This window comes from Streptomyces sp. RKAG293, assembly GCF_023701745.1.
GTDB lineage: Bacteria > Actinomycetota > Actinomycetes > Streptomycetales > Streptomycetaceae > Actinacidiphila.
Genome location: NZ_JAJOZB010000001.1, coordinates 8,464,139 through 8,488,693 on the forward strand (window position 1 = coordinate 8,464,139; position 24,555 = coordinate 8,488,693).

Annotated in this window: 27 protein-coding genes; 7 read left to right on the top strand and 20 right to left on the bottom strand. The window is 70.1% G+C overall.

What is annotated here, in order from left to right:
* Positions 1-12: 12 nt before the first annotated feature.
* The 5 genes from LNW72_RS37300 to LNW72_RS37320 all read right to left on the bottom strand — a co-directional run bounded on the left by LNW72_RS37300 (position 13) and on the right by LNW72_RS37320 (position 6,301).
* Positions 13-687 (bottom strand): NUDIX domain-containing protein, encoded by a 675-nt coding sequence (locus LNW72_RS37300; protein WP_250979454.1) that lies wholly within the window; start codon positions 685-687, stop codon positions 13-15.
* Positions 684-1,061, bottom strand: coding sequence for a DUF4406 domain-containing protein (locus tag LNW72_RS37305; protein ID WP_250979455.1), 378 nt, complete (start codon positions 1,059-1,061; stop codon positions 684-686). The genes LNW72_RS37300 and LNW72_RS37305 overlap by 4 nt, the downstream gene beginning before the upstream one ends.
* A 179-nt stretch (positions 1,062-1,240) precedes the next feature.
* On the bottom strand, positions 1,241-2,146 hold the full coding sequence (locus tag LNW72_RS37310) for a DeoR/GlpR family DNA-binding transcription regulator (protein WP_285371096.1): 906 nt from the start codon (positions 2,144-2,146) through the stop codon (positions 1,241-1,243).
* 19 nt (positions 2,147-2,165) lie between these two features.
* On the bottom strand, positions 2,166-5,492 hold the full coding sequence (locus LNW72_RS37315) for a lectin (RefSeq protein WP_250979457.1): 3,327 nt from the start codon (positions 5,490-5,492) through the stop codon (positions 2,166-2,168).
* 413 nt (positions 5,493-5,905) lie between these two features.
* Positions 5,906-6,301: a DUF805 domain-containing protein gene (locus LNW72_RS37320; protein WP_285369878.1), complete on the bottom strand. Its 396-nt coding sequence runs from the start codon at positions 6,299-6,301 to the stop codon at positions 5,906-5,908.
* A gap of 193 nt (positions 6,302-6,494) precedes the next feature.
* On the opposite strand from LNW72_RS37320, the gene LNW72_RS37325 reads away from it, so the two are divergent.
* Both LNW72_RS37325 and trxA read left to right on the top strand, forming a co-directional pair.
* On the top strand, positions 6,495-6,926 hold the full coding sequence (locus LNW72_RS37325) for a MerR family transcriptional regulator (protein ID WP_250979459.1): 432 nt from the start codon (positions 6,495-6,497) through the stop codon (positions 6,924-6,926).
* A gap of 1 nt (position 6,927) precedes the next feature.
* Positions 6,928-7,263: a thioredoxin gene (gene trxA, locus LNW72_RS37330; protein WP_285369879.1), complete on the top strand. Its 336-nt coding sequence runs from the start codon at positions 6,928-6,930 to the stop codon at positions 7,261-7,263.
* A gap of 84 nt (positions 7,264-7,347) precedes the next feature.
* Here the strand turns inward: trxA and LNW72_RS37335 are convergent, their stop codons facing one another.
* Both LNW72_RS37335 and LNW72_RS37340 read right to left on the bottom strand, forming a co-directional pair.
* Positions 7,348-7,935, bottom strand: coding sequence for a hypothetical protein (locus LNW72_RS37335; RefSeq protein WP_250979460.1), 588 nt, complete (start codon positions 7,933-7,935; stop codon positions 7,348-7,350).
* Positions 7,936-8,145: 210 nt separating this feature from the next.
* Positions 8,146-8,736 (bottom strand): XRE family transcriptional regulator, encoded by a 591-nt coding sequence (locus LNW72_RS37340; protein ID WP_250979461.1) that lies wholly within the window; start codon positions 8,734-8,736, stop codon positions 8,146-8,148.
* Between the two features lie 82 nt (positions 8,737-8,818).
* Between LNW72_RS37340 and LNW72_RS37345 the strand changes: the two genes are divergently transcribed.
* Together LNW72_RS37345 and LNW72_RS37350 are read left to right on the top strand one after the other, a co-directional pair.
* A complete protein-coding gene (locus tag LNW72_RS37345) occupies positions 8,819-9,958 on the top strand; it encodes an NAD(P)/FAD-dependent oxidoreductase (protein ID WP_250979462.1) in 1,140 nt (379 codons plus the stop codon).
* An 83-nt stretch (positions 9,959-10,041) separates the two neighbouring features.
* The gene (locus LNW72_RS37350; RefSeq protein ID WP_250979463.1) at positions 10,042-10,692 is read left to right on the top strand and encodes a class I SAM-dependent methyltransferase; all 651 of its coding nucleotides are present in this window, start codon (positions 10,042-10,044) and stop codon (positions 10,690-10,692) included.
* A gap of 95 nt (positions 10,693-10,787) precedes the next feature.
* On the opposite strand, the gene LNW72_RS37355 is transcribed toward LNW72_RS37350, so the two are convergent.
* Together LNW72_RS37355 and LNW72_RS37360 are read right to left on the bottom strand one after the other, a co-directional pair.
* A complete protein-coding gene (locus tag LNW72_RS37355) occupies positions 10,788-11,945 on the bottom strand; it encodes an MFS transporter (protein WP_374117381.1) in 1,158 nt (385 codons plus the stop codon).
* Positions 11,946-12,241: 296 nt separating this feature from the next.
* Positions 12,242-13,093: a LysR family transcriptional regulator gene (locus LNW72_RS37360; protein ID WP_250979464.1), complete on the bottom strand. Its 852-nt coding sequence runs from the start codon at positions 13,091-13,093 to the stop codon at positions 12,242-12,244.
* 95 nt (positions 13,094-13,188) lie between these two features.
* Here LNW72_RS37360 and LNW72_RS37365 point away from each other — a divergent pair, with 95 nt between their 5' ends.
* Complete coding sequence (locus LNW72_RS37365) at positions 13,189-13,920, top strand: SDR family NAD(P)-dependent oxidoreductase (RefSeq protein ID WP_250979465.1); 732 nt, start codon at positions 13,189-13,191, stop codon at positions 13,918-13,920.
* Positions 13,921-14,252: 332 nt separating this feature from the next.
* On the opposite strand, the gene LNW72_RS37370 is transcribed toward LNW72_RS37365, so the two are convergent.
* From LNW72_RS37370 to LNW72_RS37390, 5 genes are all read right to left on the bottom strand, one after another.
* Positions 14,253-14,816, bottom strand: coding sequence for a hypothetical protein (locus LNW72_RS37370; RefSeq protein ID WP_250979466.1), 564 nt, complete (start codon positions 14,814-14,816; stop codon positions 14,253-14,255).
* Between the two features lie 4 nt (positions 14,817-14,820).
* Positions 14,821-15,396, bottom strand: a complete 576-nt coding sequence (locus tag LNW72_RS37375; protein WP_250979467.1) for a TetR/AcrR family transcriptional regulator — start codon at positions 15,394-15,396, stop codon at positions 14,821-14,823.
* A 321-nt stretch (positions 15,397-15,717) separates the two neighbouring features.
* Entirely contained in the window at positions 15,718-16,311 is a 594-nt protein-coding gene (locus LNW72_RS37380; protein ID WP_250979468.1) for a TIGR03086 family metal-binding protein, read from the bottom strand.
* Positions 16,312-16,506: 195 nt separating this feature from the next.
* Entirely contained in the window at positions 16,507-17,025 is a 519-nt protein-coding gene (locus tag LNW72_RS37385) for a hypothetical protein (protein ID WP_250979469.1), read from the bottom strand.
* A gap of 231 nt (positions 17,026-17,256) precedes the next feature.
* Positions 17,257-17,697: an SPW repeat protein gene (locus LNW72_RS37390; protein WP_250979470.1), complete on the bottom strand. Its 441-nt coding sequence runs from the start codon at positions 17,695-17,697 to the stop codon at positions 17,257-17,259.
* Between the two features lie 521 nt (positions 17,698-18,218).
* Here LNW72_RS37390 and LNW72_RS37395 point away from each other — a divergent pair.
* Positions 18,219-18,749 carry a DUF3592 domain-containing protein gene (locus LNW72_RS37395; protein WP_250979471.1) on the top strand — a complete coding sequence of 177 codons (531 nt, stop codon included), beginning with the start codon at positions 18,219-18,221 and terminating at the stop codon, positions 18,747-18,749.
* Between the two features lie 65 nt (positions 18,750-18,814).
* On the opposite strand, the gene LNW72_RS37400 is transcribed toward LNW72_RS37395, so the two are convergent.
* Together LNW72_RS37400 and LNW72_RS37405 are read right to left on the bottom strand one after the other, a co-directional pair.
* Positions 18,815-19,225, bottom strand: coding sequence for a rodlin (locus LNW72_RS37400; RefSeq protein ID WP_250979472.1), 411 nt, complete (start codon positions 19,223-19,225; stop codon positions 18,815-18,817).
* A gap of 168 nt (positions 19,226-19,393) precedes the next feature.
* Positions 19,394-19,771, bottom strand: a complete 378-nt coding sequence (locus LNW72_RS37405) for a luciferase family protein (protein WP_250979473.1) — start codon at positions 19,769-19,771, stop codon at positions 19,394-19,396.
* Between the two features lie 686 nt (positions 19,772-20,457).
* Here LNW72_RS37405 and LNW72_RS37410 point away from each other — a divergent pair.
* On the top strand, positions 20,458-21,543 hold the full coding sequence (locus LNW72_RS37410; RefSeq protein WP_250979474.1) for a hypothetical protein: 1,086 nt from the start codon (positions 20,458-20,460) through the stop codon (positions 21,541-21,543).
* A gap of 119 nt (positions 21,544-21,662) precedes the next feature.
* Here LNW72_RS37410 and LNW72_RS37415 read toward each other — a convergent pair whose 3' ends face one another.
* The 4 genes from LNW72_RS37415 to LNW72_RS37430 form a co-directional block, all read right to left on the bottom strand.
* On the bottom strand, positions 21,663-22,058 hold the full coding sequence (locus tag LNW72_RS37415; protein ID WP_250979475.1) for a nitroreductase/quinone reductase family protein: 396 nt from the start codon (positions 22,056-22,058) through the stop codon (positions 21,663-21,665).
* 86 nt (positions 22,059-22,144) lie between these two features.
* Positions 22,145-22,474: a thioredoxin domain-containing protein gene (locus LNW72_RS37420; protein WP_250979476.1), complete on the bottom strand. Its 330-nt coding sequence runs from the start codon at positions 22,472-22,474 to the stop codon at positions 22,145-22,147.
* 88 nt (positions 22,475-22,562) lie between these two features.
* Positions 22,563-23,711, bottom strand: coding sequence for a hypothetical protein (locus LNW72_RS37425; protein ID WP_250979477.1), 1,149 nt, complete (start codon positions 23,709-23,711; stop codon positions 22,563-22,565).
* Positions 23,708-24,517 (bottom strand): PP2C family serine/threonine-protein phosphatase, encoded by an 810-nt coding sequence (locus tag LNW72_RS37430; protein WP_250979478.1) that lies wholly within the window; start codon positions 24,515-24,517, stop codon positions 23,708-23,710. Before LNW72_RS37430 ends, LNW72_RS37425 begins: the two co-directional genes overlap by 4 nt.
* Positions 24,518-24,555: the final 38 nt, after the last annotated feature.

Sequence of the window (24,555 nt, forward strand, 5' to 3'; positions counted from 1 at the left end):
GCGACCCTGGCATTAACTTCCCTTCGGCTGGTCCGGAGCGAATGGCCCGTCCAGCGCGGCCCATTGAAGCAGCATGATGGTTTTGGCGTCGGCGATGTCGCCGGACCGGATCAGGCCGAGGGCCCGGGTGAAAGGGAGTTCGACGACCTCGATGTCCTCGCCCTCCTCCGCGAGCCCGCCGCCGCCCGTGTCGCGCGTCGCGGAACTGTACGGCGCCGCGTAGAAGTGCAGCCGTTCGGTGACCGATCCGGGGCTCATGTAGACGTCGAAGACATGCTCCACGGCACCGATGGTGTGACCGGTCTCCTCGGCGGCCTCGCGCCGGATCGCCGTCTCGGGGTCGTCCTCCTCGAGCAGACCGGCGGCGGTCTCCAGGAGCATGCCGTCCGGGTGGCCGTTCGCGTAGGCGGGGTAGCGGAACTGGCGGGTGAGCAGCACCGTGGCGCGGTCGCGATCGTAGAGCAGCACGGTCGCGCCGTTGCCGCGGTCGTAGGTCTCGCGCTGTTCGGTGCTCCAGTGGCCGTCCGAGTGCCGGTAGTCGAACGTGGTGGTGCGCAGGACGTACCAGTGGCAGGACAGCAGCGTGACGTCACGGACCACGACCCGGGGATTGCCGGTCAGGTCGAGGCCGTCCCGGTCCAGCCGGGTCCGGCCACGGCGGTCGGGGACGTCGATGCCGGCCGTCATCGGGCCGCGGGGATCTCGTCGAGGTGGTGGAAGACCTGCTTGCCCAGCGCTTCGGCCTGACTGGTCATCAGATCCGCTCCCGCCGAAGGCCCGCCGATGCGCCAGACCGCGTCGCACCGGGCCAGCAGGCGCTCCGCGACGGGATGGAAGATCTCGTCGAACGCCGGGTCGCCGATCCCGGCGGAACCCGCGGTCTCGATCAGCGGCAGCGCCAGCGCCTCACCGGTGACGGGCAGGTGGCCGGCCCGGAACAACGTCAGGGCGGCCTGGTTCATGGCGTCGACGTTGGCGGCGAGCTTCGCCGGGTCGTCTCCCGTGCCGGATCGGTAGGGGCCGGCGACCAGGATCATCAAGGGGTGGAACGGGGCGGGCATCGGGCGCCTTTCGTCGGTGCGTGCGGTCCGTGCGTGTGGTGCGTGGGGTGCGTTTGCCACGGCAGGGGCGGTGCGGCGGCCGTTGGGTGGCAGGGGCGAGCGGCGGACCCGGTCGGATCGGGCCTGGTCGGACCGGTCGGACCTGGTCGGTTCGGTCGGACCTGGTCGGTTCGGCCCGGTCAGACCAGGCGGGTGCGGACGCCGGCGTCGCTCAGGGCGGCGAGGGTGGCGGGTCCGGCGGGGTGGGTGTCCGGGTCGTCGCCGGCCGCGTCCGTGACGAAGGTGTCCACGGCGTTCAGCGGGGCGACCCGGCTGAACGCCTGCACTCCGAGCTTGGTGGCGTCGGCCACCACGACGGTGCGGCTGGCGCGGGCCAGCGCGGTCTGTTTGACCGCGCAGTCGTCCAGGGAGAACTCCGACCAGCCGTGATCGGCGTGCACGCCGCCGATCGACATGATGAAGCAGTCGAAGGCCAGTCCGTCCACGGCCCGCAGCGCCAGCGGTCCGATCAGGGACCGCTCGCCGGGACGTGACTCCCCGCCCAGCACGAGCAGCCGGATACCGGGCTGGTCCGCCAGCCGTACGGCCGCCTGCAGACTGAGGACCGCGACCGTCAGCGGTGCGCGCGCGATCAGATGTCCGGCGACGTGCACGGTGGTGGTGCCCGCGTCGAGCAGTACGGTCTGCCCGGGTTCCACCAGCTCGGCCACGGCCGCACCCAGGCGGTCCTTGGTGGCGGCCTGCCAGGGCTCGCGCGCCGCGAAGCCGGAACCCTGCTCGGGCAGACCCACCGCGACCGCGCCGCCGTGCACCCGCCGCACCATCCCCTGGCGTTCCAGCTCGTCCAGGTCCCGGCGCACGGTCATCTCCGACACGCCCAGCCGCCGGGCCAGCTCGGCGACCCCCATCCGCTCGGCCCCCTGGACGAGGCGCAGCGTGACGTCGAGGCGGTTCGCAGTACTCATGCCGACAGTTCTAACACATGTGTGTTCGAGTTGGTAGATCGATGTGCGTTGCTGGGAGTCGATCAACGGGAAGTGAGGAGGGGCGGACGGCGAGAGTGCTCGCCGTCCGCCCCTCCTCAGGTCGTTCGCTCCGGCCCGGTCAGCCGGCGAAGCCGATCCCGAACAGGTGCAGTGTGCCGTCGGCCGTCACCGGCAGGGTGACGCTGGCGATCTGCTTGCCTCCGGTCAGCGGGAGCTTGCTGCTGAAGAGGTACGTTCCGACGGTGTCCTTGGATCCGTCGCCGACGTTCCGGTACGGGGTCCTGACGACCGTGGTGGTCCCCGGGAGCGGTGTGCTCCCCCCGGCGTTCAGCGTCCAGTCGGACATGGCCAGCGTGACCTTCTCCGTGGAGCCGTCGGTGTAGGTGACGGTCACGGCGCCGCTGGTCCCGGTCGAGGGGGCGTTGATCGCGGCTCCCAGGAAGCCGATCGCGGTGGCGTTCGCCGGGGCGGCGACCGGGATGGTCTGGCCCGCCGCCGCGATGTTGTCCGGCTTGCCGCTGCCGGCCGGCCAGGGATAGGCGATGCCGTCGGACGTCACGCTGCCGCCCGTCTTCACTCCGGCGGCGTCCAGCGCGTTCTGCGAGTAGGCCCAGCCCTGTTCGTCGAAGCCGCTGCCGAAGGTCTTGCCGTCGGGGTACACACCGGTCCCGGTCGCGTACGGCCACAGCGCACCCGGTGCGGCCACCGCCACGTGCAGCGCGGTCGACGGCAGGGAGCCGCCGTCGCTGCCGGTGAGGCTGATCGGGATCGAGTACGCGCCTTCGGTACTGCCCGCCGTCACCTGGAGTTGCTGCTCGGCCGGGGAGTGCGCCGGGACGGTCAGGGTGCCGTTGGTGGTCGCCATTGTGACTCCGCTCGGCGGCGTGGCGGTCCAGCCGACGGTCACCGGGCGGTCGGAGATGTTGGCCAGGTTCAGCGTGCCGGTCCCGCTCGCGCCCGGTGCCAGGACGAGTCCGGCGCCGGACGGCCCGGTCGCGGCGATGACGTCGCGCTGCCCGGTGCTGTCGGAGGGCGGTGCGGCGGAGGCCGCGGCGCCCCAGGACGTGTTCGGGGTGGCCGCGAGGGTGTAGTCGAGGGTCGCACCGCCGGACAGCTTGCCGAAGCTGGTCCACGGCTTGTCCCACACCGCGCCGTTGACCTTGAGTCCCTGCACGTACGGGCTGCCGGTGGCCGCGGCGGGGGCGTTGATCGTCACGGTGCGACCGTTGCCCAGGGTCACCTTCGCGGTCGGGAAGACGGGGCTGCCGAGCACCAGGGTGTCGGTGCCGGGGGTCTCCGGGTACATGCCCAGCTCGGACCAGACGTACCAGGACGACATGGCGCCCAGGTCGTCGTTGCCGAAGGAACCGACGGGGGCGTTGAAGTACAGCTGATGCTGCACGTCCCGCACCGCCTTCTGCGTCTTCCAGGGCTGGCCCAGGTAGGCGTACTCCCAGGGGATCTCCACGCTGGGCTCGTTGCTCAGATCCGCGTGGGTGCTGTCGGGCTCGGTGAGAGCGGACAGCAGGCCGTCCAGATAGCTGCTGTAGGCGGCGGCCCCGCCGCGCGACTGGATGAGCGCCTGGAGGTTGAACGGGACCATCGGGGTGTACTGCGCCGAGGTTCCCTCGACGAACCCGTTGGACGTGCCGGGAGTGAAGCCGGCGGCGAACTCACCGCTGGCCAGCTTCGCCTGCAGGTAGCCGGTCTGCGGGTTGAAGACGTTCTGCCAGTCCTGCGCCCGGCCGGCGAAGGTGGAGTAGAGGTCCTTCTTCCCGAGGGACTTGGCGAAGGCGGCGATGGCGTAGTCCGCGCTGTCGTACTCCAGCTGCGTCGAGACCGGCCCGTAGAAGTTGCAGCAGCCCCAGGTGCCGTTGTCGATCGGCAGATAGCCCTTGGCATCGCGGACGGCCTGGCCCGGACGGTCGCCGTTGGGGTGCGTGGCCTGCCACGTCATCGCGGTCAGCGCGTCCCCGGTGTCGAAGCCGTGGGCACCGAACGCGTAGGCGCCGGCGATGATGCCGTCGGCGGGGTCGCCGACCATCACATAGCTCTCACCGTTGTTCTGCGCCCACTTGGGCAGGATCCCGATCTGGTGGTAGCCGTTGAGCATCGACGTCACCACGTCGGAGGCCACGGCCGGGGCGACCAGCGCCATCAGCTGGGTCTGCGACCGGTAGGTGTCCCAGCCCGAGTAGTTGGCGTACTGGACATGCCCCTTGGCGGTCCTGTGGATCTGCCGGTCCATGCCCATGTACTGCCCGTTGCTGTCCGAGAACACATTGGGGTGCAGCAGGGAGTGGTAGAGCGCGGTGTAGAACTGCGTCTGCTGGTCGGCATTGCCGCCGCCGATCCTGATCCGTCCGAGCGTCCGGTTCCACGCGTTGTGCGTGGCCTGCCTGACGGTGTCGAAGTTCCAGCCGTGGATCTCACTCGCGACGTTGCCCGCGGCGTTCGCGTCCGAGGTGTACGAGATGCCGACCTTCGCGGTGACGGTCGCGGACTTCGAGGTGTCGAATCCGAGATAGACGCCGTTGGCGCCGACCACCGGCGGACCGGCGGGAGCCTTCGCCTTCGACGCGCCGGCGCCGCCGTGCGTCGTCGGCTGCTGCTTCGACGGGAGGGTGAAGTGCGCCTCGGGGGTGGCCGCCCGGGTGGTGGCGGCGGACAGCTGCTGCTGGGGAGCCCCCAGTTTCAGCGCCTTGGCGTTCGGGTTCATGGTGCTGCCGACCCAGGTGCCGCTGCTGCTGAACGGCTGGTCGAAGCTGATCGTGAAGTGCAGGGTGTACGTGTTGTTCGCGCCGCAGAAGTGGCCGCTGTCGATCGCGCCGGTCACCTCGTGGTCGTTGACGATCTGCGCCCGGGTGCCGTCGATCTTGGTGGCGCCGCCGCTCAGCTTGAGCAGGAGATGGGCGTCGGAGCCGCTGGGAAAGGTGAAGCGGCCCATGCCGGCACGGGCGGTGGCGGTCAGCTCGGTGTTCACCCCGGCGCCGTCGGTGAGCGCGTAGTAGCCCGCCCGCGCGGTCTCCTCGGCGTGGTCGAAGCCGACGGAGGTCGCGGCCGGATCGCCGGTCAGCGCACCGGTGAACGGCAGGATGGGCAGATCGCCGGCGGCCGGACACCCGGGCCCCGACAGGTGCGTCAGGCTGTAGCCGGAGATCTTCTTGTCGGTGTACTCGTAGCCGCCGCCGTCGGGCCGGTGCGGGGTCGTGTCCGGACTCCACTGGACCATCCCGAACGGCGCGTCGGCGCCCGGAAAGGTGTCGACCGCTCCGGAGGTTCCGATGATCGGGTTCACCAGCGAGGCGGGATCGTCGACGAGTCCGGCCGCATGGGCCGCGGGGGCGCCGAGCGCCTGAACCGGCAGCGCCACCAGAACGGCCGCGGAGAACGCGGCCACAGCGGTACGGAGGACGGGCGCGCCAGTGCGCCCATATCGTGTCATCACGTGGCTCCAGGAGACGATTGAGGATCTTCTAGGTGACATACGTGCGCACTTGCCGAAGGCAGAGTCGTGAACTGTTTCAGAGCGGTCCATCCACCGACTGACAACGTTGTCAGACCGGATCAACAAATAGTGAAGCCGCCCTCTGAGGGAAAGTCAACAAGGCCTGTCGCCAACGGAGTCGGGTCACGGGCGGGGCGCCGATAGGGCGCGCGCGTACACCCATTCGGTGCAGAACGTACAGAAGCGCGGCAGTCAAGAGGGCATGTCAGGGCGGTGGTTGGCCCTATCCGTGGACGTTGCTGCCAGGCAATCGGAGTAACAAAAGGGGGCGGCGCATTCGAGGCGGCGGGGAATTGCCGCCGCCTTTGCGAAGGGGCTGTTTCCCCGTTCGGGTGGCGCTCTTGTCGCGTCTATCGCGCGGGCTCGAACCGTTCGTGGTCCGACGCCGGGACGGGCTTCGGGGACGGGCCGTAGGCGTTCATGTAGGGCTTGCTGTCACTCGCCAGGTAGATGGTCACGAAGATCCAGCCGACGAGCGGAATGACGCCCGCGAGCAGATACCAGCCCGACCGGTCGGTGTCGTGCAGTCGGCGCCAGATCACGGATATGCAGGGCAGGAGCGTGGCGATGCCGTACGCCGTGGAGAAGTACGGGCCGGCGCCGAGCGACCACTCGGCGACCTGCAATGCGAAGCTGATGATCATGGTGACCAGGTAGAACTGCAAGAATTCCTTGCGGCGTGCCCGCCCGCGGAAATTCAGATGGTTCCGGAGTGCTTCCAGGTACCAGTTGATGGGGTCCTCCAAGGACAGCGATGGCGCCTGTCCGTGCGGACCAAGCCAAAGAAATGAATTTATGGGGCGGAAGTCCGCAGGTCAAGCAGTTGCCCGCCGGGCCGGAGAGGAGTGGGGAGCGCTGTGCCGGGTCCGGCAAGGCCGGCTGGAGCGGTCGTGACGAGTGCCTGGCGTTGACGTCAGGGTCAAGGTCTACCGTCTGGGTATGCGGATCGGTGAGTTGGCGGAACGGGCGGGTGTGACCACCCGTGCCCTGCGGTATTACGAGTCGCTCGGGCTGCTGCCCGCGCGGCGCGCCGGGAATGGATACCGGTCCTACGGCGAGGACGATCTGCGCCTTCTGGCGCAGATCCGCACGCTGCAGGATTTCGGGTTCGGGCTGGAGGAGACCCGCCCGTTCGTCGAATGCCTGCGTGCCGGGCATCCGGAGGGGGACTCGTGTCCCGCTTCGCTGGACGTCTACCGGCGCAAGCTCGCCGAGCTCGACGACGTCATCGCGCGGCTGCGCGAGGTGCGCGAGCAGGTCGGGGCGCAATTGGCGCGCGCGGAGGTGGAGGCCACCGCGCAGACACCGGAGAGCTCACCGCCGCGGTGTGAATGGGCCGGATACCCGGACGACGAGGGGATGAGGAGCTGAGATGGCGCAGGCGACAGGAGTGGCCACGGTGACGGATGCGACGTTCGCCGAGGAGGTGCTGGCGGCCGAGGGGCCGGTGCTCGTGGAGTTCACCGCCGACTGGTGCGGGCCGTGCCGCATGATCGCCCCGGTCCTGGAGGCGGTCGCCGAGGAGCAGGCGGGCCGGCTCAAGGTGGTGCTGCTCGACGTGGACAAGAACCCGGAGACGCAGGCGGCGTACGGCGTGCTGTCGATGCCGACACTCATGGTCTTCAGCGCCGGGCAGCCGGTGAAGTCGATGGTCGGAGCCCGCCCGAAGCGGCGGCTCCTCCAGGAGCTCGACGACATTCTCAGCTGACCGTCCCGGCCGCCGGGCGCTCCCGCCCGTACGCCACGCGGCCCCCGACCGTGCAGCACGGTCGGGGGCCGCGTCGCGTGCCGATCATCCGTTGGTGTTGACCCAGCCGTCGCCCCCGAAGTCCTGGCTGATCTGACACATGGCGATGTTGCAGCTGCCCGACGCCTCAGCCTTGGAGATCACCTTGCCGTTGACGAGGATCGAGCACTTCACGTGGCCCCCGCCCTGCAACTGCGCGGTGATCGAGTAGTACATGGGCGTCCCCAGCGGCTTCGTCACCTTCAACGGCACCTTCCCCGAGAAGCTCGATCCGGCGGGACCGTAGGTGACCTCGGCGGTGCTGCCCTCCACCACGTACGTCACCGTCTCCGCGGCCGCCTTCGTCTCGGCGGCCGGAGCCTTCGGCGTCGCCTCTGTCGCCGGCCCGGTCGTCGCGGCCTTCTGCGAACCGGGCGCTGCGGCAGGTGCGGACACGGTCGGAGTGCCGGCCTTGTCGTCGCTGTCCTTCTTGCCCCCGCCGGCCACCGCGGCGATCACGCCGATCACGACGCAGAACGCCGCGACCGCGATGAAGGCGGTCAGGCAGCCGCTTCTCTTGCGCTTGGCCGGTGGCGCCTGCGGTGCCTGCGGTTGTTGAGGTTGGCCCCAGCCCTGTGGTTGCTGATACGACACGATGCCCCCAAGGTCTCAAAAAGTTGAGGATTGAAGCATCTCGCCCCACATGTCACCCAGTACTCATAGTTGCGAGTCCGTGACACAAAAAACCGGGAAAGGTAGGGAAGAAGGCGGATATTCAGGCATCAGCCCTCTACTGGGAGGTTATTTTCGGAGTTCGGGACGGGTCGGACAGCCGGTCTTCCAACCCGCCAACGCACTGTCGCGTCACGTGATCGTGGGGCGGGCCCGTACGTGCATGCGTTCGCCCTGCGCTCCGAACAGGCTGAGGAACTCGACCGGGTACGTTCCGGCGTTGGCGAAGCCGTGCGGGGTGCGGGTGTCGAATTCGGCGGCCTCGCCGGCGGTGAGGACGAGGTCGTGTTCGCCCAGGGCCAGCCGTAGCTTGCCGGACAGGACGTAGAGCCATTCGTAGCCCTCGTGCGTCCCCTGCTCGGGGCGGACGTCGCTCCCGGTCCCCACCGGGAGGATCTGCTTGTAGGCGTGCAGACCGCCGAGGTGGCGGGTCAGGGGGACGAAGGTCTGGCCGTGCCGGGTGAAGGGGCGGGGACGGATGCGGGGGTCGCCGGTGTCCGGTGCGCCGACCAGTTCGTCCAGCGCCACACCGTGGGCCTTGGCCAGCGGCAGCAGGAGTTCCAGGGTCGGTTTGCGCTTCCCCGACTCCAGGCGAGAGAGGGTGCTGAGCGAGATGCCGGTCATCTCGCTCAGCTGCGCCAGGGTGGTACCGCGGTCCTGCCGCAGCGCCCGCAGTCGCGGTCCCACCGCGGTCAGCACACCGGGAATGTCGTCGTCTGCCATGTTTCTATTTGCCATCCTGGCAAGAAACTTTGTCAAGCGGGCGGCGCTGGGGTGACGATCGCGGTGAACGGAGGCGAGCGAAATGACGACAGACGCACAGCAGACGACGACCGCCGCTGCCATGGACGGGGAACAGCGCTACGACGTCGTGATCATCGGAGGCGGGGCCGCGGGACTGAGCGGAGCGCTGACTCTGGCGCGCGCACGGCGGTCGGTCCTGGTGATCGACGCAGGGCAGCCCAGGAACGCCCCGGCGGACGGCATCCATGGCTATCTGGGGCGCGAGGGCACACCACCCGGCGAACTCCTGGCGGCCGGCCGCGCGGAGGTGACCGGTTACGGCGGCGAGATCGTGTCGGGCACCGCGGCGACCGCCGAGCGCCGCCCGGGCGGGGAGTTCCGGGTCGTCCTCGCCGACGGGACCGCGGTTCTGGGGGCGCGGCTCCTCGTCACCACGGGCCTGGTCGACGAACTGCCCACGGTCCCCGGCGTCGCCGAACGGTGGGGGCGTGAGGTGCTGCACTGCCCGTACTGCCACGGCTGGGAGGTACGCGACCAGCGGATCGGCATTCTGGGGACCGGTCCCCTCGCCGTCCATCAGGCTCTGATGTGGCGGCAGTGGAGCAGCCGCATCACCCTCTTCCTGCACACCGCGCCGGAACCGGGTGCGGAGGAGTACGAGAAGCTCGCCGCCCGCGACATCGCGGTCGTCACCGGCGAGGTGTCCGGTCTGGTGACGGGCGCCGACCGGCTTTCCGGCGACCGTCCGTCCGGCGACCGTCCGTCCGACGGTCCTCCGTCCGGCGACCGTCCCTTCGACGACCGGCTCTCCGGCGTGCGGATGGCCGACGGCCGGGAGGTCGCGTGTCAGGCGCTCGTGATCGCTCCGCGATTCACCGCCCGCTCAGGGATCCTCGCCGGCCTCGGCCTCGAGATCACCGATCAGGAGATGAACGGCCACGTACTCGGCAGCTACGTCGCCGCCGATCCCCTGGGTGCCACCGCGGTGCCCGGCGTGTGGGTGGCCGGCAACGTCACCACCCTGTTCGAGCAGGTCATCGGCTCGGCCGCCGCGGGTGTGCGAGCCGGCTCGGCGATCAACGCCGACCTGACGACCGAGGACACCGACCGGGCCGTCGCCGCCCGCCGCGCCCCCTTCTCCCCGCACGTGGAGCGCGAGGTGTGCGAACGCGTTCTCGGCGACCGCCGGCACGGCTTGTGATCCGGCCCCACCGGATCCGAACTCACTCGGCCCGGCTGCGCACCACCCTCAACGACACCGCAGATCTGACGAAGGATGCTCCGATGACCGACCACCTCGACCACGCCTCCGCCCAAGAGTTCTGGGACGCCCGCTACGGTTCCAGCGACCGGATCTGGAGCGGCAACCCCAACGCCGCCCTGGTTCGTGAAGCCGTCGGCCTGACCCCCGGCAGCGCCCTGGACCTCGGATGCGGAGAGGGAGCCGACGCGCTGTGGCTGGCGCAGCAGAAGTGGAACGTCACTGCCGTCGACATCTCTCGGAAGGCACTGGAGCGCGGGGCAGAACATGCGGTGGCCGCGGGTGTGGCCGACCGGATCGACTGGCAGTGGTGCGACCTGGCGGCATCGTTCCCCGGCGGCACCTTCGACCTCGTCTCCGCCCACTTCCTGCACTCGCCCGTCACGATGCCCAGGGAGCAGATCCTGCGCAGCGCCGCGGCGGCCGTCGCCCCGGGCGGCGTGCTGCTGGTCGTCGGGCACGCCGGATCCCCGTCCTGGGTGACCGAGGTGGCCGACCACCGTCACGACCTGCACTTCCCCACGCCCGAGGAGGTCTTCGCGGACCTCGATCTCCCCGCCGGACAGTGGGAGGTACTCCTCACCGACGTGCATGAGAGCGGGCTGACCGGCCCCGACGGGCAGCCCGCAACCCGCACGGACAACACCCTCAAGCTCCGGCGCCTGGCGCAGTGAACCCCTGCCCGTAGGACTTGCCTCGCCCCGTCGGATGCTGCCGACGGGGCGAGGCGAGTGGGTTTCCGTCCGCCCGCGTGGGGGCGTCGGTGATCTCATCGTGCGGGCCGAACCGGGCGCTCCCCGCCGCCGGCACCCCACAACACCGCGACCATCACGACCGCCACCGACCCGCTCAGCGTCATGACCGTCGCGGTGGAGGTGCGGTCCACGATCACGCCCCCGACGAGTGCGCCGAGCGACAGGGTCGCCTGGAACGAAGCGGTGAAGAGGACGGTGGCCGCTTCCGGGGTGTCAGGGGCCGAGCGGGCGAACCACGTGCTCGAACAGACCGGCACCGCACCGTACGCGAGCCCCCAGACGACGAGCAGCGTCAGCGCGCCGATCGACCCGCCACCGATGACGGGCAGCAGCAGGGTCGCGGCGGCGAGCAGGGCGGTGCACACGATCCAGGTGGCCCGCAGACCACGCGTGATCGCCCACCCCGCGACGAAGTTGCCGATGACCCCGGCCGCACCGTAGACGAGCAGGAACACGCTGATCAGGCCCACTTTCACGTGGGTGACCTGCCGTAGGAACGGCTCGACGTAGGTGTAAGCGGCGAAGTGGGCGATCACCACGAGGAAGGTGGCGAGCAGCCCGATGCGGATGTGCCGGTCGCTCAGCATGCCGCGCAGTGCGCTCAGCCGGGTCACCTGGACCGCGGGAAGCGGCGGCAGCAGGACGGTCAGCGCGATCAGCACCGCGATGCTCAGGACGCCCATCACGGCGAACGACGCCCGCCATCCCGCCAGATTCCCGATGAGCGTGCCGGCCGGAACGCCCAGCACGGAACCCAGCGGAACCGCGGAGAAGATCACGGCTGTCGCGCGGGGGACGGACGCCGCCGGGACCAGCCGCGGTGCGAGGCCGGCTCCGATCGACCAGAACCCGCCGATGGTGATGCCGACCAGCACCCGGGACACCAGCATGACCCAGAAGGCGGGCGCGACGGCGGCGAGGAAGTCGGCGAAGGCCAGCAGCCCCATCAGGACACCCAGCATCAGTCGCCGGTCCAACCGTCCGGTCGTCACGGTGACGACCGGAGCCGCGATGGCGGCGACGATGCCCGGCATCGTCATCATCAGACCCGCCGCGCCCTCGGAGACATGGAAGCGAGAAGCGATGGGTGTCAGCAGACCGATCGGCAGGATCTCGGTGGTGACGATGGAGAAGATCCCCATCGTGACCGCCAGGACGGCGAGCCGGTTCACGAGCGACGACCGTCCTGCTACCGCAGTGCTTTCCGGAGCCGGAGCCGGAGCCGGAGCCGGAGCCGGAGCCGGAGCCGAAGCCGAAGCTGGAGCTGGAGCTGGAGCTGGAGCTGGAGCTGGAGCCGGAACCGGAACCGATGATGCCGTGACGGGCCCAAGGCCCTGTTGAGTGTTGTTCGTTCGAAAGGCCATGGGCCCATGGAACAGCCGCCGCCCGCTGCGATCCGGCGGGTTTTCGACCTCACCCTGAGCGTTCGCGAGCGAGCCGCCACGGCAGCTGGCCGGGCGGGTGGGGGCTACTGGAGACCTGTCGCGGTCCGGATGAGGTCGGCGACGGCTCTGGACCGGCTGTGCGGTGGCCAGGCGATCACGGTGGTGACCGTCGGCGCGTCCAGCACGGGCACGGCGGCGAGGTCACCGTGCAGTTGGGCTCGGCACGACTCCGGTGAGACCGCACAGGCACGGCCGAGCGCGACGAGCTGCAACAACTGCGCATGGTCGCGGACCTGCGGGCCGGGGCCGGGCGGGTAGGTGCCGTCGGGGTCGGGCCAGCGGGGGAGGGGCAGGCCCGGCAGCCCGGTGATGTCGGCCATGTGCACATGGGCCCGGGCGGTGAGCGGATGCCCGGCCGGCAGGACCACAACCTGACTCTCCGTGCTGAGCTCCTCGGTGTGGAATCCGGCCGTCGAGTCGAACGGCCGGTGCAGCAGCGCCACGTCGGCCCGGCCATCGCGCAGGAGTCGTTCCTGCTCGGCCGGACCGCACAGGATGACGTCGACGGGGACCGCGCCGGGTTCGGCGGCGTACGCGTCGAGCAGTCTCGCCAGCAGTTCCCTGGACGCGCTGGCCTTCGTGACCAGGACCAGGCCGGGGCGGCCGGTCACGGAAAGGGCGGCGCGGCGGGTCCGATGCTCGGCGGCCTCGACCGCGTCGAGAGCCGCCCGGCCCTCGACCAACAGCACCGAGCCGGCCTCGGTCAGCGTGACAGCGCGACTGGTCCGATCCAACAGCACTGCACCGAGCCGGCGTTCGAGCCGCTGGATCGCCCGTGACAACGGTGGCTGCGCGATCCCGAGGCGCTGTGCGGCACGCCCGAAGTGCAGCTCTTCAGCGACAGCGACGAAATACCGCAGTTCCCGGGTCTCCATCCGGCCACGCTATCCCGGATCAATACCCTGACGGTATCGTTGCGCACCCGATCGGTCTTGGACCCCCGCCGAGGCCCCAAGGCAGCATCGTCCCTATGACTGAACGGACGATCGCGCTGGTCACCGGCGCGAACAAGGGAATTGGCTACGAGATCGCCGCAGGCCTGGGCGCCCTCGGCTGGAGCATCGGCGTCGGCGCCCGCGACGACCAGCGCCGAAGCACCGCGGTGGAGAAACTGCGCGCCGCCGGCATCGACGCGTTCGCCGTACCGCTGGACGTGACCGACGACGCGAGCGCGACCGCCGCCGCACGGCTGATCGACGAACGGGCCGGACGCCTCGACGTGCTCGTCAACAACGCCGCCATCGCAGGCGACATGCCACAGGAGCCCACCCGGATCGACCCCGCCACCATCCACACGGTCGTGGACACCAACGTGATCGGCGTCATCCGCGTCACCAACGCGGTGCTGCCGCTGCTGCGCCGCTCCGCCGCACCACGGATCGTGAACATGTCCAGCAGCGTCGGCTCCCTCACCCGGCAGTCAGGACCCACCGCCGAGCAGACGGCAGGTCCGGTGTCCGCGGCGTACGCGCCGTCGAAGACGTTCCTGAACGCCGTCACCCTCCAATACGCCCGGGAGCTGAGCGGCACGAACATCCTGATCAACACCGGCTGCCCCGGCTACGTCGCCACCGACCTCAACGGCTTCCGCGGCGTGCGCACCCCCGAACAGGGCGCGGCTATCGCCATCGAACTCGCGACCCTGCCCGACGACGGCCCCACCGGACAGTTCTTCGACGACGCCGGCGTAGTGCCCTGGTGATGTGCACGGCGGCCATCACCCGCCAGGCCGATGCCGCTGCGCCCACACATCTGGTGGCAACAAGGCCGACCATCTGGTGACAAGTGGCGCGACCGCTGAGCCACCTCGGCACGTCACGGAAGGGTTCGCTGGCGCGCATGACATGAAGCGAGGGAGTCCAAGGGTCGGTTGTGACGCCAGACCTGGACTCCCTCGCGGCCGAGCCCGACCTCGTAGCCTCCCGCCCAGGACAGACCCCCATCGCCGACCGGCACTACTACGGCCGCACCTTCCGGCCAGCCCGTCATGCGCTCGCTGACCGCCTATGACCACTAACCCTTCGCATCATTCCTCTAGGCGGTCTCGCCGGTCTCGCCGGCATCGGCGGCAGCGCGCTCGGCCCGGCGCGCCACGGCGCGCAGCACTTCGATCCGGATGAACGCGGCACCGCCCAGCCGGATGAGGAGCCAGTAGGGGCGGAAGACGCGTCGCGAGCGGGCGTCGGTGGCCTGCACCCTGGTCTCGAAGGAGACGACGGTGGTGTCACCGTCGGGCACCACACGCAGGCTCATCGCCGCCTTCCCCCACCCCGGTTCCGCGAATCGGGTGAAGGCATCGGCGTCGCCCGGCTCGATCGGTGCGGACTCGGGCCGAAGCCGCCAGAACTTGGCGACCTTGCCCTTCACCAGCTCCGCTCCCTCCACGGTGCTCAAGGTCGGCATCGGGAACGTGGCGAGAAGCGGGCCTTCGAGCCGGATCCGGCCGCCCGACCGCAGCAGCACCAGCCGGCGCGAGAGCGGGAGTTCCTCGACGGTGACGTCGAGCAGGGCCCGCCACACGGTGGCCGGGTCCGCCGCGATGCGCCGGGTGAAACAGGAGCGGAAGTCGTAGGCCGGAAGCAGACGGTCGAGTTCCATCGGGTCACTCCGGAGTGTCGAGCCCGGCGGCCAACGCGTCGGCCAGCCGCCGGGGCAGATCCGACGGCGGTGTGCCGCCGAGCATGAAGAGATGGACGAAGACGGTGCCGAGCAGTTGCGCGTGCGCCAGTACCGGATCGGACCCACCGCGGATCTCACCCCGCCCGGCGGCCCGTTCGAGGATCCGAGCCAGTACCGCTTGCTGCCGGTCGATGAAGGTGCCGGCGAACCGGGTCGCCAACTCCGGGTCGGCGGCGATGTCGGCGATCAGGCCCGGTAGCGCCTTCCGTGCGTGCGGCGCGGACAGCAGCACGATGATCTGCTCGACGAGAGCGGTCAGATCGGCCCGCACACAGCCGAGGTCGGCGGGCGGAGCGATCTCCGTCCCGTGCACCACGGCGACGAACACCATCTCAGCCTTGGACCGCCACCGCCGGTAGATCCCCGCCTTCCCGACCCCCGCCCGGGCCGCGACGCGGTCGATGCTCAGCTGCTGGTACCCGACCTCGTCCAGGATCGCCCGCACGGCCGCACTGACCGCTTCATCGACCTTGCCGTCCCTCGGGCGCCCTCGGTTCATGCTCCGAGCATAAACGAAACGGATCGATCCGTAAATGAATTTGCCGGAGACAACGGGACTGATGCGCCCGGACGCACCGAGACAGCTGGACTCGCGCAGTGGCGTCCGGTCCGTCCACGCTCGAGCGCCTCGCCGCTGAACCCGCTCACACGTCCCGGCGCCGCACCACAACGATGGCGACGACCACCGACACCCACACCCAGGCGCCGAGCGCGATCCAGGAGTCGGTGATCGTCGCCGGGTATGTGCCCGGGTCGAATAACGGTTGCCCGGGTTCTGCTTCAGCCGGTCCACCGCGGAGGCGGGCAGGCAGTGGCCGCGTCAGGCGGCGGCCCAGGCCGGGTCGCGTCCGGTGAGGGCGACGATGCGGTCGAGGAGGGGGGCGTCGGTGGGGACGTCGACGGCGGGGCCGAAGATGCCCTGGCGGGCGGTGGTCTGTCCCGGTGCGGAGAGGGGCTCAACGAACTCGCGGCAGCCTTCGAGCGTTGGGACGTCGGCGGTGAACGGCTGGCCGGTGGCGCGGGCGATGTCCCAGCCGTGGATGGTCAGTTCGTTGAGGCCCACCCTGCCGATCATGCTCGCGGGCATCGTGACGCCGCCTACCTCCGTCATCCCTTCCCAGGCGGCCGGGTCGCGCCAGGCCTCGGTGAGGGCGGTGAGCTGCTCGGGGATGCGGGTGCGCCAGTCCGCGCCGAGCCGCGAGGCGTCGGGGGAAGGCGGTTGGGAACCCTCGCTGAGCGGTGTCTTCCGGGCGGCGATGAGGAAGGCGTGGGAGAGGCCGTCGACATGGTCCAGGAGGTCGCCGAGGGTGTACTTGGCACACGGTGTCGGCGCGGTGAGCTGTTCGTCGGGGATGGCGCCCAGCAGGTCCGCCAGTCGCTGGGCCGCGGGACCGAGGTCGAGCATCGCTGTCATGGGAGGACTCCTTCGGCGCGTGTTCGCAGTATGCGTGGCAACGAAGAGGTAGACGGCGTGGCCCAGTGGAACTCATCGGTCGCGCCGATGTTTTCTCGCGCGGCGGTCCCGGGGCGCCGGTGGGCCGGCCCGCCGGCTCGCCGGGGGAGACCGGTGGCGGTGCCCCCGGGCGGCCGCGTCCGACCCGGACAGGCCCTAGTGGAGGCTGCGCTGCATCCACGGCACGAGGTCGCGCTCCTCGTGCAGGAGGTACTGGTCGACCTCGCCGAGCACCAGCTGCGTGGTGAGCGTCATGCCCTCGACGGCCACCTTGCCGGCGATGACGTCGTCCAGGCGGCGCAGGAGCTGAGCGCCGTCCTCGCGGTCGCGCACCACCGCCACGGAGGCCTTGTCGTGCCGCTCCAGAAGCGGGTGGACGGTCGCCTGCTTCGCCGCGTAGTGCGCCTGGAACGCCTCCCGGAACGCGGGCAGGCCCTCCGGCGCGCCCGTGGGAACCCTGTGCAGGTCCTGCAGGGTGGCGCGCAGGGCGCGGCTGCGGGCGATGAGAGCGTCCGTCGCGGCGGTGTGAATCTCGTGCGCCTGCGCCTCGTCGTGCCGGCGCTTCTCGGCGTTGGCGTTGAATTCCGCCCCGTGCTGGTTGATCTCGTGCGGACCCTGGGGGTGGTCCTGCGACGGGCGGTTCTGCGACGCGTGGTCCTGATCCGAAGCGGTCATGGTGGGCGACACCTCCTGGTTGCATCCACTCACGCTGTCCTGGTACCCGCAATCCAGGAGCGGACGCCGCCGCGGACACCACGTCCCCACGAATGGACGCCCGGCCGGGGCCGGGCGTCCATTCGTCGCTCAGGTCGGTCTCCGCCGCGCGCACGGATGGCCGCCCCGGCCTTCGCCGGCCCCTCCCGGACGACCATCAGTACCTTGTCCGCGTCGGATGTGGTCCCGGCGTCAGGACTCTCTCTTGTTCCTCATCATCATTCCTGCCGCCGCGAGGCCGAGCAGGCAGATGACGGCGCCGGTGATGATGTTGTTCCACATCGCGCCGGTATCGGGGTGGCGGGTGACCACCCAGGGGGAGACGATCAGCCAGACGCCGATCGCCGCGCACGCCATGCTCATGCCCTGCATGCGGTCCGGGGCCATGGTCAGACACAGCGCCAGCACGGCGACCGCGATGCCCATGATCAGGTTGTTCTGTGCCAACTGCGGGGACGTGGGCGCGAAGTGCACCGTCCAGGGCGAGATGGCTGCGTACAGCCCGGCCAGGAGCAGCAGTCCGTCGACTCCTACGATTCCCCGGCCTCCGAGCACGCGGGCGTAGCGATCACGCATTTCCGATACGTCCGGGTGTGCCGCGATATCCCCTGAGCGGTGTGACACGTCGGCCATACGACTCGCCTCCTTCGGCTTGTGCAAGTCTGACCGCGTTTGCGGTATCTACCGCGAGTCCATTGTGCGCCTAAGTTGCCGTTATGTGTAGGTTCTGCTGTGCCATGCCGACGGCCCTATTCGGACAGTGTGTCCGACATGATGTTGGACGCTCTGTCCGACCGCCATTGACGTGGGAAATATCCGGCCTAGGGGAATGAAGGATCGGAAGGAGCGGCGGATGGCCTCGATCACCCGTCCCCGTTCGCAGCAGTCCACGCGGCGCACCGAGGCCGAGCGCGCGGTGCTCGCGGCGGTGCGGACGGCGACGCCGAGGTCGCCCGCGAGATGGCCTTCGGCCATGGTTCGGCACCTGCCGCCTTCGACCTGACCCTGGCGGGAGCCGAACCTGACACCTGTTGGCGGCGCCGTGCCCAGGTCGCCTGGCCGAACCTGGCATCGAAGTGATCACACCTGCGATGCTGATGCCCCGGACCGGCTGGAGGGGTGTTCGTCTTGATACCAAGCACGACGGGGAGCCGATGAATGCGCGGTCGGCACGTCCGCCCCAGGCCTTCCGCCAGCTGACCGTCATGTCCGTCGTCATGATCGTCGTGGGGCTGGGCGGATTCGTCCTGACCCTGGTGTTCACCATCCCCGGCCACGCCAAGGTGGCATCGTCCCTGAAAAGTCGCGGAGTTCAGACGCAGGGTGCGGTGACGAGGTGCCAGCACGGCACCACCGACGAGAACGGTGTGGAGCAACCCGTCACCTGCTGGGTACGGTTCACCCCGTCCGGCGGGCACTCCGTCGAATCGCCCCTCGCGTTCAAGACGGAGCGGGTCGGCGGCGGCACGGCCATGACGATCGTGTACGACCCGGAGGACACGTCGGTCGTCGCCCGCCCCTCGGATCTCGGCTACTGGAAGTCACTCGTCCGGAACTCGCTGGACGTGGTGCTGCTGGTCATCTCGGCCGTCATGGTCCCCCTCGGGATCGCGGGGCTCCTCCTGCGGCGATTCCTCTCCCGGTTCGGCCTGCGGCCGGCGCGGAACCTGGCCCCCAGCCCCTGACAGCCCCTCAAAACGGCACTGGCCGCCGGTGGTCACCGGCGGCCAGAACCTTCGAGCGGGGTGTGTCAGTGGTTCTCGACACCGTTGCCCGAGAGGACCGGGATCTGGTCAAGGATGTGCGACAGCGGCTCGTCGCCCTTGATCTGCGAGGAGTTCTCGGTGCACTGCTGGTTCTGCGGCGAGGACAGGACGTTGATGTCCTGCACGCTGATCGGCACCAGGCCGACGAGCGAACCGACGTTGGCCTTCGCCGGCAGACCGATGCAGGGCTTGTTGAGCGAGCCCTGGATGAGGCCGAACGAGGGGCTCATGTAGCCGCTCGTGTAGGTGTTGCCGTACGACTGCTCGGCGCCGTTGCCGTTGGTGGTGCTGGCACCGCCCGAGTCGCCGATCGCCATCGCGGGCGCGGCCATCGCGGCGGTGGCGCCGACGACGGTGACGGCCACCGCGGCCGTGGCGAGGAACTTCTTGATCATCACAAGTCCTTTTTGTGCGAAATTGACCTGGTACCGGGTCTGCCTGATCAACTGTCCCGCGCGGATTTGGTTATGGGGCTTCACCCGTATGGAGGCAAACGAAAGGGGCCCCTGGGACTTGGAATCCAAGTCCCAGGGGCCCCGGGGGCCCTGCGTGCTGAGGCGTTGTCAGGCGGCGTATTGACGTTGATGGGTACAGGGATCCGCGGCCAGACCCGTGAGCTCTTCCTCCGCGACGGCCGGGCCGGCCTGGAGCGCGGCGCTGACCAGGGTGATGAGCAGGTCGATGTCGGTGCGGCAGTCGAGCCGGACGGTCACCCAGCCGGAACCGTTGTGCACCCTCAGCGCGGTGGACTCGCTCAGAGCCGGCAGCAGTTTGGCGACCATGGTGCGGGACAGGTGCACCTCGGCTTCCTGCTCGCTGTGGAAATGGACTATCTCCTGGGCGCCCGTGCGCACGCAGTACTCACTGCCGCAACTGGCCCGGCCACCGGTGAGACCAGGCCAGCTCATCAGCTGTTCCCTGGCATGTCTGGCAGAGTTCATGGCATCAGCCTGCCGCAGATTCCGCGCCGCGCACAGAGGTTGGGGGCGCCATCCGGCCGCCGCCAGGCCGCGGGACGCATCGTCACTGGTCAGGGGCGCGGAATGCGGCCGATATTCTTACCGTGGGCGGTGCCGTCCTCCCGTCCGGCAGCGTGGGCCGCTGGCCGACGCCGATGGGTCCCCGCCCGATGAGCGGACAGCGCCCGGCTGGCTCCGCCGTGCGGACGGCCGCGAGCCGGAGCAGTGGTCGACGGGCTGCACTCCGCGTTCGACGATCACGACCCCAGCGGCCGGGGCGGTGAACCGCGCGGCCGGCCCGTTCCGGCACGGCTGCCGGGACACCCGCGGACATCGACCGCCTCCTCGCCGAGGCGGAGCAGGATCCGGACGGTACGGCCTGACGCGGGATCGGCGGTGACTGGTCCGCGCCCGTAGTGAGCCCTTCGGCGCAGGCAGGCCGAAGGGCCCTGTCATGCAATAGGGATGTGTGACCGGGGTGCGCCCGTGGCTTCGCCGAATGTCACGAAGGCTGGCCTGTCCGGGTGAAATCTGCCCTGCATGAGGGTGTGCCTTGCCCCATGAGCGGTCCGAGTGTGCGTGCCGGTGGAACGTTGCCCGCTCGACGGCCCGTGTCGATGCGACCGTCCCGAGCCGAAGCCCATACAGCACGACAGCAAAGGTCTGGCATGCAGAAAATTCGAAGTGCCCTCGTCCTGGGTCTCACTGCCGCCGCGGCGATGGCCCCCACCGTGGCCATCGCCGTACCCCTGGTCACCGACTCCGGCTCCTCCCATCACAGCAGCGTGCTCCCGCGTTCCGGCCATGGCGACACCTCCTGGACCGACTGGAACGGGTGGAGCGACTGGAACCTCTGGAAGGACTGCGGCCACGGTCCGTGCGGTCCCACCGGTCACGCCGGTGACACTCACAAGGACGAGCACGCGAAGGGCGGTTACGGCAGCGATTCCGGTGGCAGTACCGGGGGCTCCAGCTCGGGCGGCGGCTACGGAAGCACCTCCGGCGGTTCCTCCGGCGGTTCGTCGGGTGGTTCCGGCGGGTCCTCCGGCGGCCACAGCACGGGCGGCTCGACCACCGGCGGCTACGGCAGCACCTCGGGCGGTTCGTCCGGCGGTTCTTCCGGCGGGTCGAACGGCGGATCCTCGGGCGGGACCCACGGTGGGACCACCGGCGGGACGCACGGTGGAACGACCGGCGGCTCCACGTCCTCGGGCGGTAGCAGCTCGGGTGGCACCAGCGGTGGGTCCTACGGTGGAACGACCGGTGGCAGCACGTCCACGGGCGGTTCCACCGGCGGTACCCATGGTGGGACGACCGGCGGTACCCACGGTGGGACCACGGGTGGCACCCATGGTGGGACGACCGGTGGCACCCACGGTGGCACGACCGGCGGGACGCACGGCGGCACGACGTCCTCGGGTGGTTCCTCTTCCTCCGGTGGCACGACGTCCACGGGCGGCACCTCGACCTCCGGCGGTTCCTCGACCTCCGGCGGTTCCTCCTCCTCTTCGGGCGGCACCAGCACGACCGGCGGCAGCACGTCCACGGGCGGTACCTCCGGTGGCACTCACGGTGGGACGACCGGTGGCAGCCACGGTGGCACGACCGGCGGCAGCCACGGTGGGACCACCGGAGGGCTCGCGGAAACGGGTCTGGGCGGCAACGAGCTGGGGCTGGAGATCGCCGCGGCCGCCAGCCTCGTCGCCGGCGGTGTCTTCGTGGTGGCGACCCGGCGCCAGCGCCGTCAGCGCTAGCCGGCCGCCGTCCCTCGGCACCGCCTGAGCGGTGCCGAGGAGAGCGTCGGATCAAGTCCGCCCGGATGCGCTGAGCGCTCCGGGCGGACGGGCCGAATCTCCCGGCCTCCCACAGGGGATCAGCCGGTGAGGTCGACCCGCACCGTCAGAAGCTGCGTGCCGACGGTTCGCACCGCGGCGCTGTTGAGCCGCGGCAGGGATCTCAGCCGCGCGCGAGCGTCGTCCTGCGGCATCGGATGCGCGGTGCCGGTGTGCCACTGCCCCCTGATCCGGACCCGTACCTGCGGATCGGCCTGGATGTTCTTCACGTACTGCGACTTCTCACCGAACTCCGAGACCAGCCAGAATTCCTGTCCGATACGGCGCCCGCCGACCGGTGTCCGCCGGGGGACCCCGGACGTCCGTCCGGTCGTCTCCAGAACGGTCTGGGTCGGCAGCCGGACGAGGACCGGGTTGCCGATCCGCCGCTGGAGCGATGTGACGGTCCGGAACTTCAGCTCGCGATAGCGCGACACGCGTCGCCCTCCCGTTTCGTTGCCGGTGTGCCCGGCGGTGGACCCGGCGATTCCCGTCCGGCCAGTATGGCCCGGCGGTGGAGCGCTCAGAGGTGCGCGTCAAGGAACGTCGTGAGCTGCTCCCGGGTCATCGGCCCGGTCCCCGTCGCCGTCACCTCACCTTGGACGAGCAGGAGAAAGGTGGGCGCGCCGGTCACGCCGTAGCGCTTGGTGGCCGCGGGGCAGCGGGTGATGTCGGTCTTCACGGTGGTGAGGCGGTCCCCGTAGACGCCGGCCAGTTCACGCACGAGCGGGTCCAGCTCCTTGCACGCCTCGGACCAGATCCCCCAGAAGTAGGCGAGCACCGGTCCGTCGGCCCTCGCGAGAATGAAGTCGAACTCCTCGTTCTCCATCGGTTGGTGGACCCGGCTGGCCATCGACTCTCCTCGCATTGCGAACGGCACGGCAGCGATCATCCCGGCCCGCTCCCGCGGCCTCGCTGCTGTGCCACATCACATCACGAGGTCAGTTGGCGAGCGCTCCCAGCAGGATCAGGAGGATGATCAGCGCCGCCACGATGATCATGGAGGTGCGGAGGGCGTGCGACTCCTTCGGAATCGGCTGCGGCGGTGGAGGCGGCAGAACGACGTTGAAGTCGTCCTGGCCGGTCCGCCCCGCGCGCTCGCACCAGGGGCACGCGTACAGATGCGAGCTGTAGGTGTGGCGGGGCCGGACGGGGCAGCTCTGGACCCGGCCGCGTTCGTGGTCCAGCGCCCGCAGCCAGTCCTCGGCGGAGGGGCGGGCCTGCGGGTTCGACACACCGGGGCCGAAGGCGGCACGGGCCAGGTTCAGCAGAGTGGGAGGCAGTACAGCGGGGTCGATGACCCCGCGCGGGACGATGATCCGCTCCGGTTGGACCACGTACGAGCAGCTGGCAGCGATGTTGTCCTTGACCGTCGACTGCGAGTCGCTGTCGTGCGGCACACCCCCGAAGGGATGGTTCCCCACCGTCAGCAGCTGGTAGACGAGCACCGCGAGCGCGAAGTCGTCGCTGGCCGGGGTGGCCGGCCCGCCCTTCTGCCGCTCCGGGGCGCAGTAGTCGGCGGTCTGCATCAGGCAGGGGAAGTACTCCTGGGTGGCGGGATCGGTGAAGGCGATGGAGTCGCAGTCCAGGAAGGTGACGAAGCCGTTCGCGTCGACCACCACGTTGTTGCTGGAGAAGTCTCCGACGACCAGGCCCTCATGGTGCATCCGGGCGGTCATGAAGGCCAGGTTCCAGCTGACGCCCAGCAGGAATCGCCAGTCCACCCGCTCGGGGAACAGCCGCAGCCGCTGCGCGCGGGTGAAGAGCCCGACCAGGCGGATGTGTTCCGGCTCGCCGAACCGGTTCATGGCGTAGCCGAGGAACTCCCCGCCGGGGCTGCGCGCCGGAGCCGTCGGCCAGGCCAGCTCGGACGGCTGGGCGCGGTCGGTGGGCCGGCCGCCCAGCGGGGTCATCGTCAGCATCCGGGCCAGCCGTCGTTCCTGCTCCGGCCCGGGGGTGTCCCGGTAGAGCTTGACGACGATCCCGTCGTTGCCGACGACGGTGTACACGGCGGCCTCGCCGCCGCTCTTGAGCGGCTGCTCGGACAGTTCCACCGGCAGGCCGTTCAGCAGGATCCTGTGCCCGGTCATGGGCGCACCGCCCTCAGCAGCGTCTTGTCGTCGGCGTTGACCGCGGTCAGCTTGTCCGACCGCAGGAGTGCGGCCAGCGCCTCGTCGTCCTCGTCGGGGTCCTCACCGGGGGAGTCCAGCGTTCGCAGCATCGCGGCGACGAAGGACGCCCTGGGCTGCTGCGGCTGACCGTCCACCCAGGTCAGGGCGATCTGGGCGAGTCCGTCCGTCGACAGCAGCACACCGTCCACCTCGGGGTCGCGCACACAGGCGGTACGCACCCACCGCTCCGCGTCCGTCGAGGTGAGGAACACGGTCTCGTTGCTGTACTCGCTGGCCGCGGCCGGCTGGGGCAGCAGATGGAACTGCCGCACACCGTCCACGGTCCCGGCCCTGAGGACGACGAAACCGTCGCCGACACTGAGATAGCCGATCCACCGCGGGGTGAGCACCGCCACCGTGAGCGTGGTGGCGAAGTCGTTCGACTCGTCGCCGGTGCGCCGCAGGAACTCCTCGCGGACGTCCAGGAACGCATCGCGCAGCGCCTCGCGCACGCCCGAGGCGGTCGGCGGCAACTCGGCGGAACGCCGGGTGAAGCACTCGACGGCCAGTTGCACCGCGAGCGCCGAACCCTCGTCGGAGCGGGCGCGGCTGCCTGCTCCGTCGGCGACCGCCAGTACCGTCACCGAATCCTCCGGCGGTCCGGAGACCGTGTACAGCCAGGCGTCCTGGCACGGGGTGCCGGTCCGCCGGTGGCGGTAGCCCTCGACGCTGACGCCGCGGACCCGCCACTGCGCGCCGGGGCCGCCGCTGCTGTCATCGTCCATGTGTCGTCTCCCAGTACCCGTCAGTACTCTTCGGATCC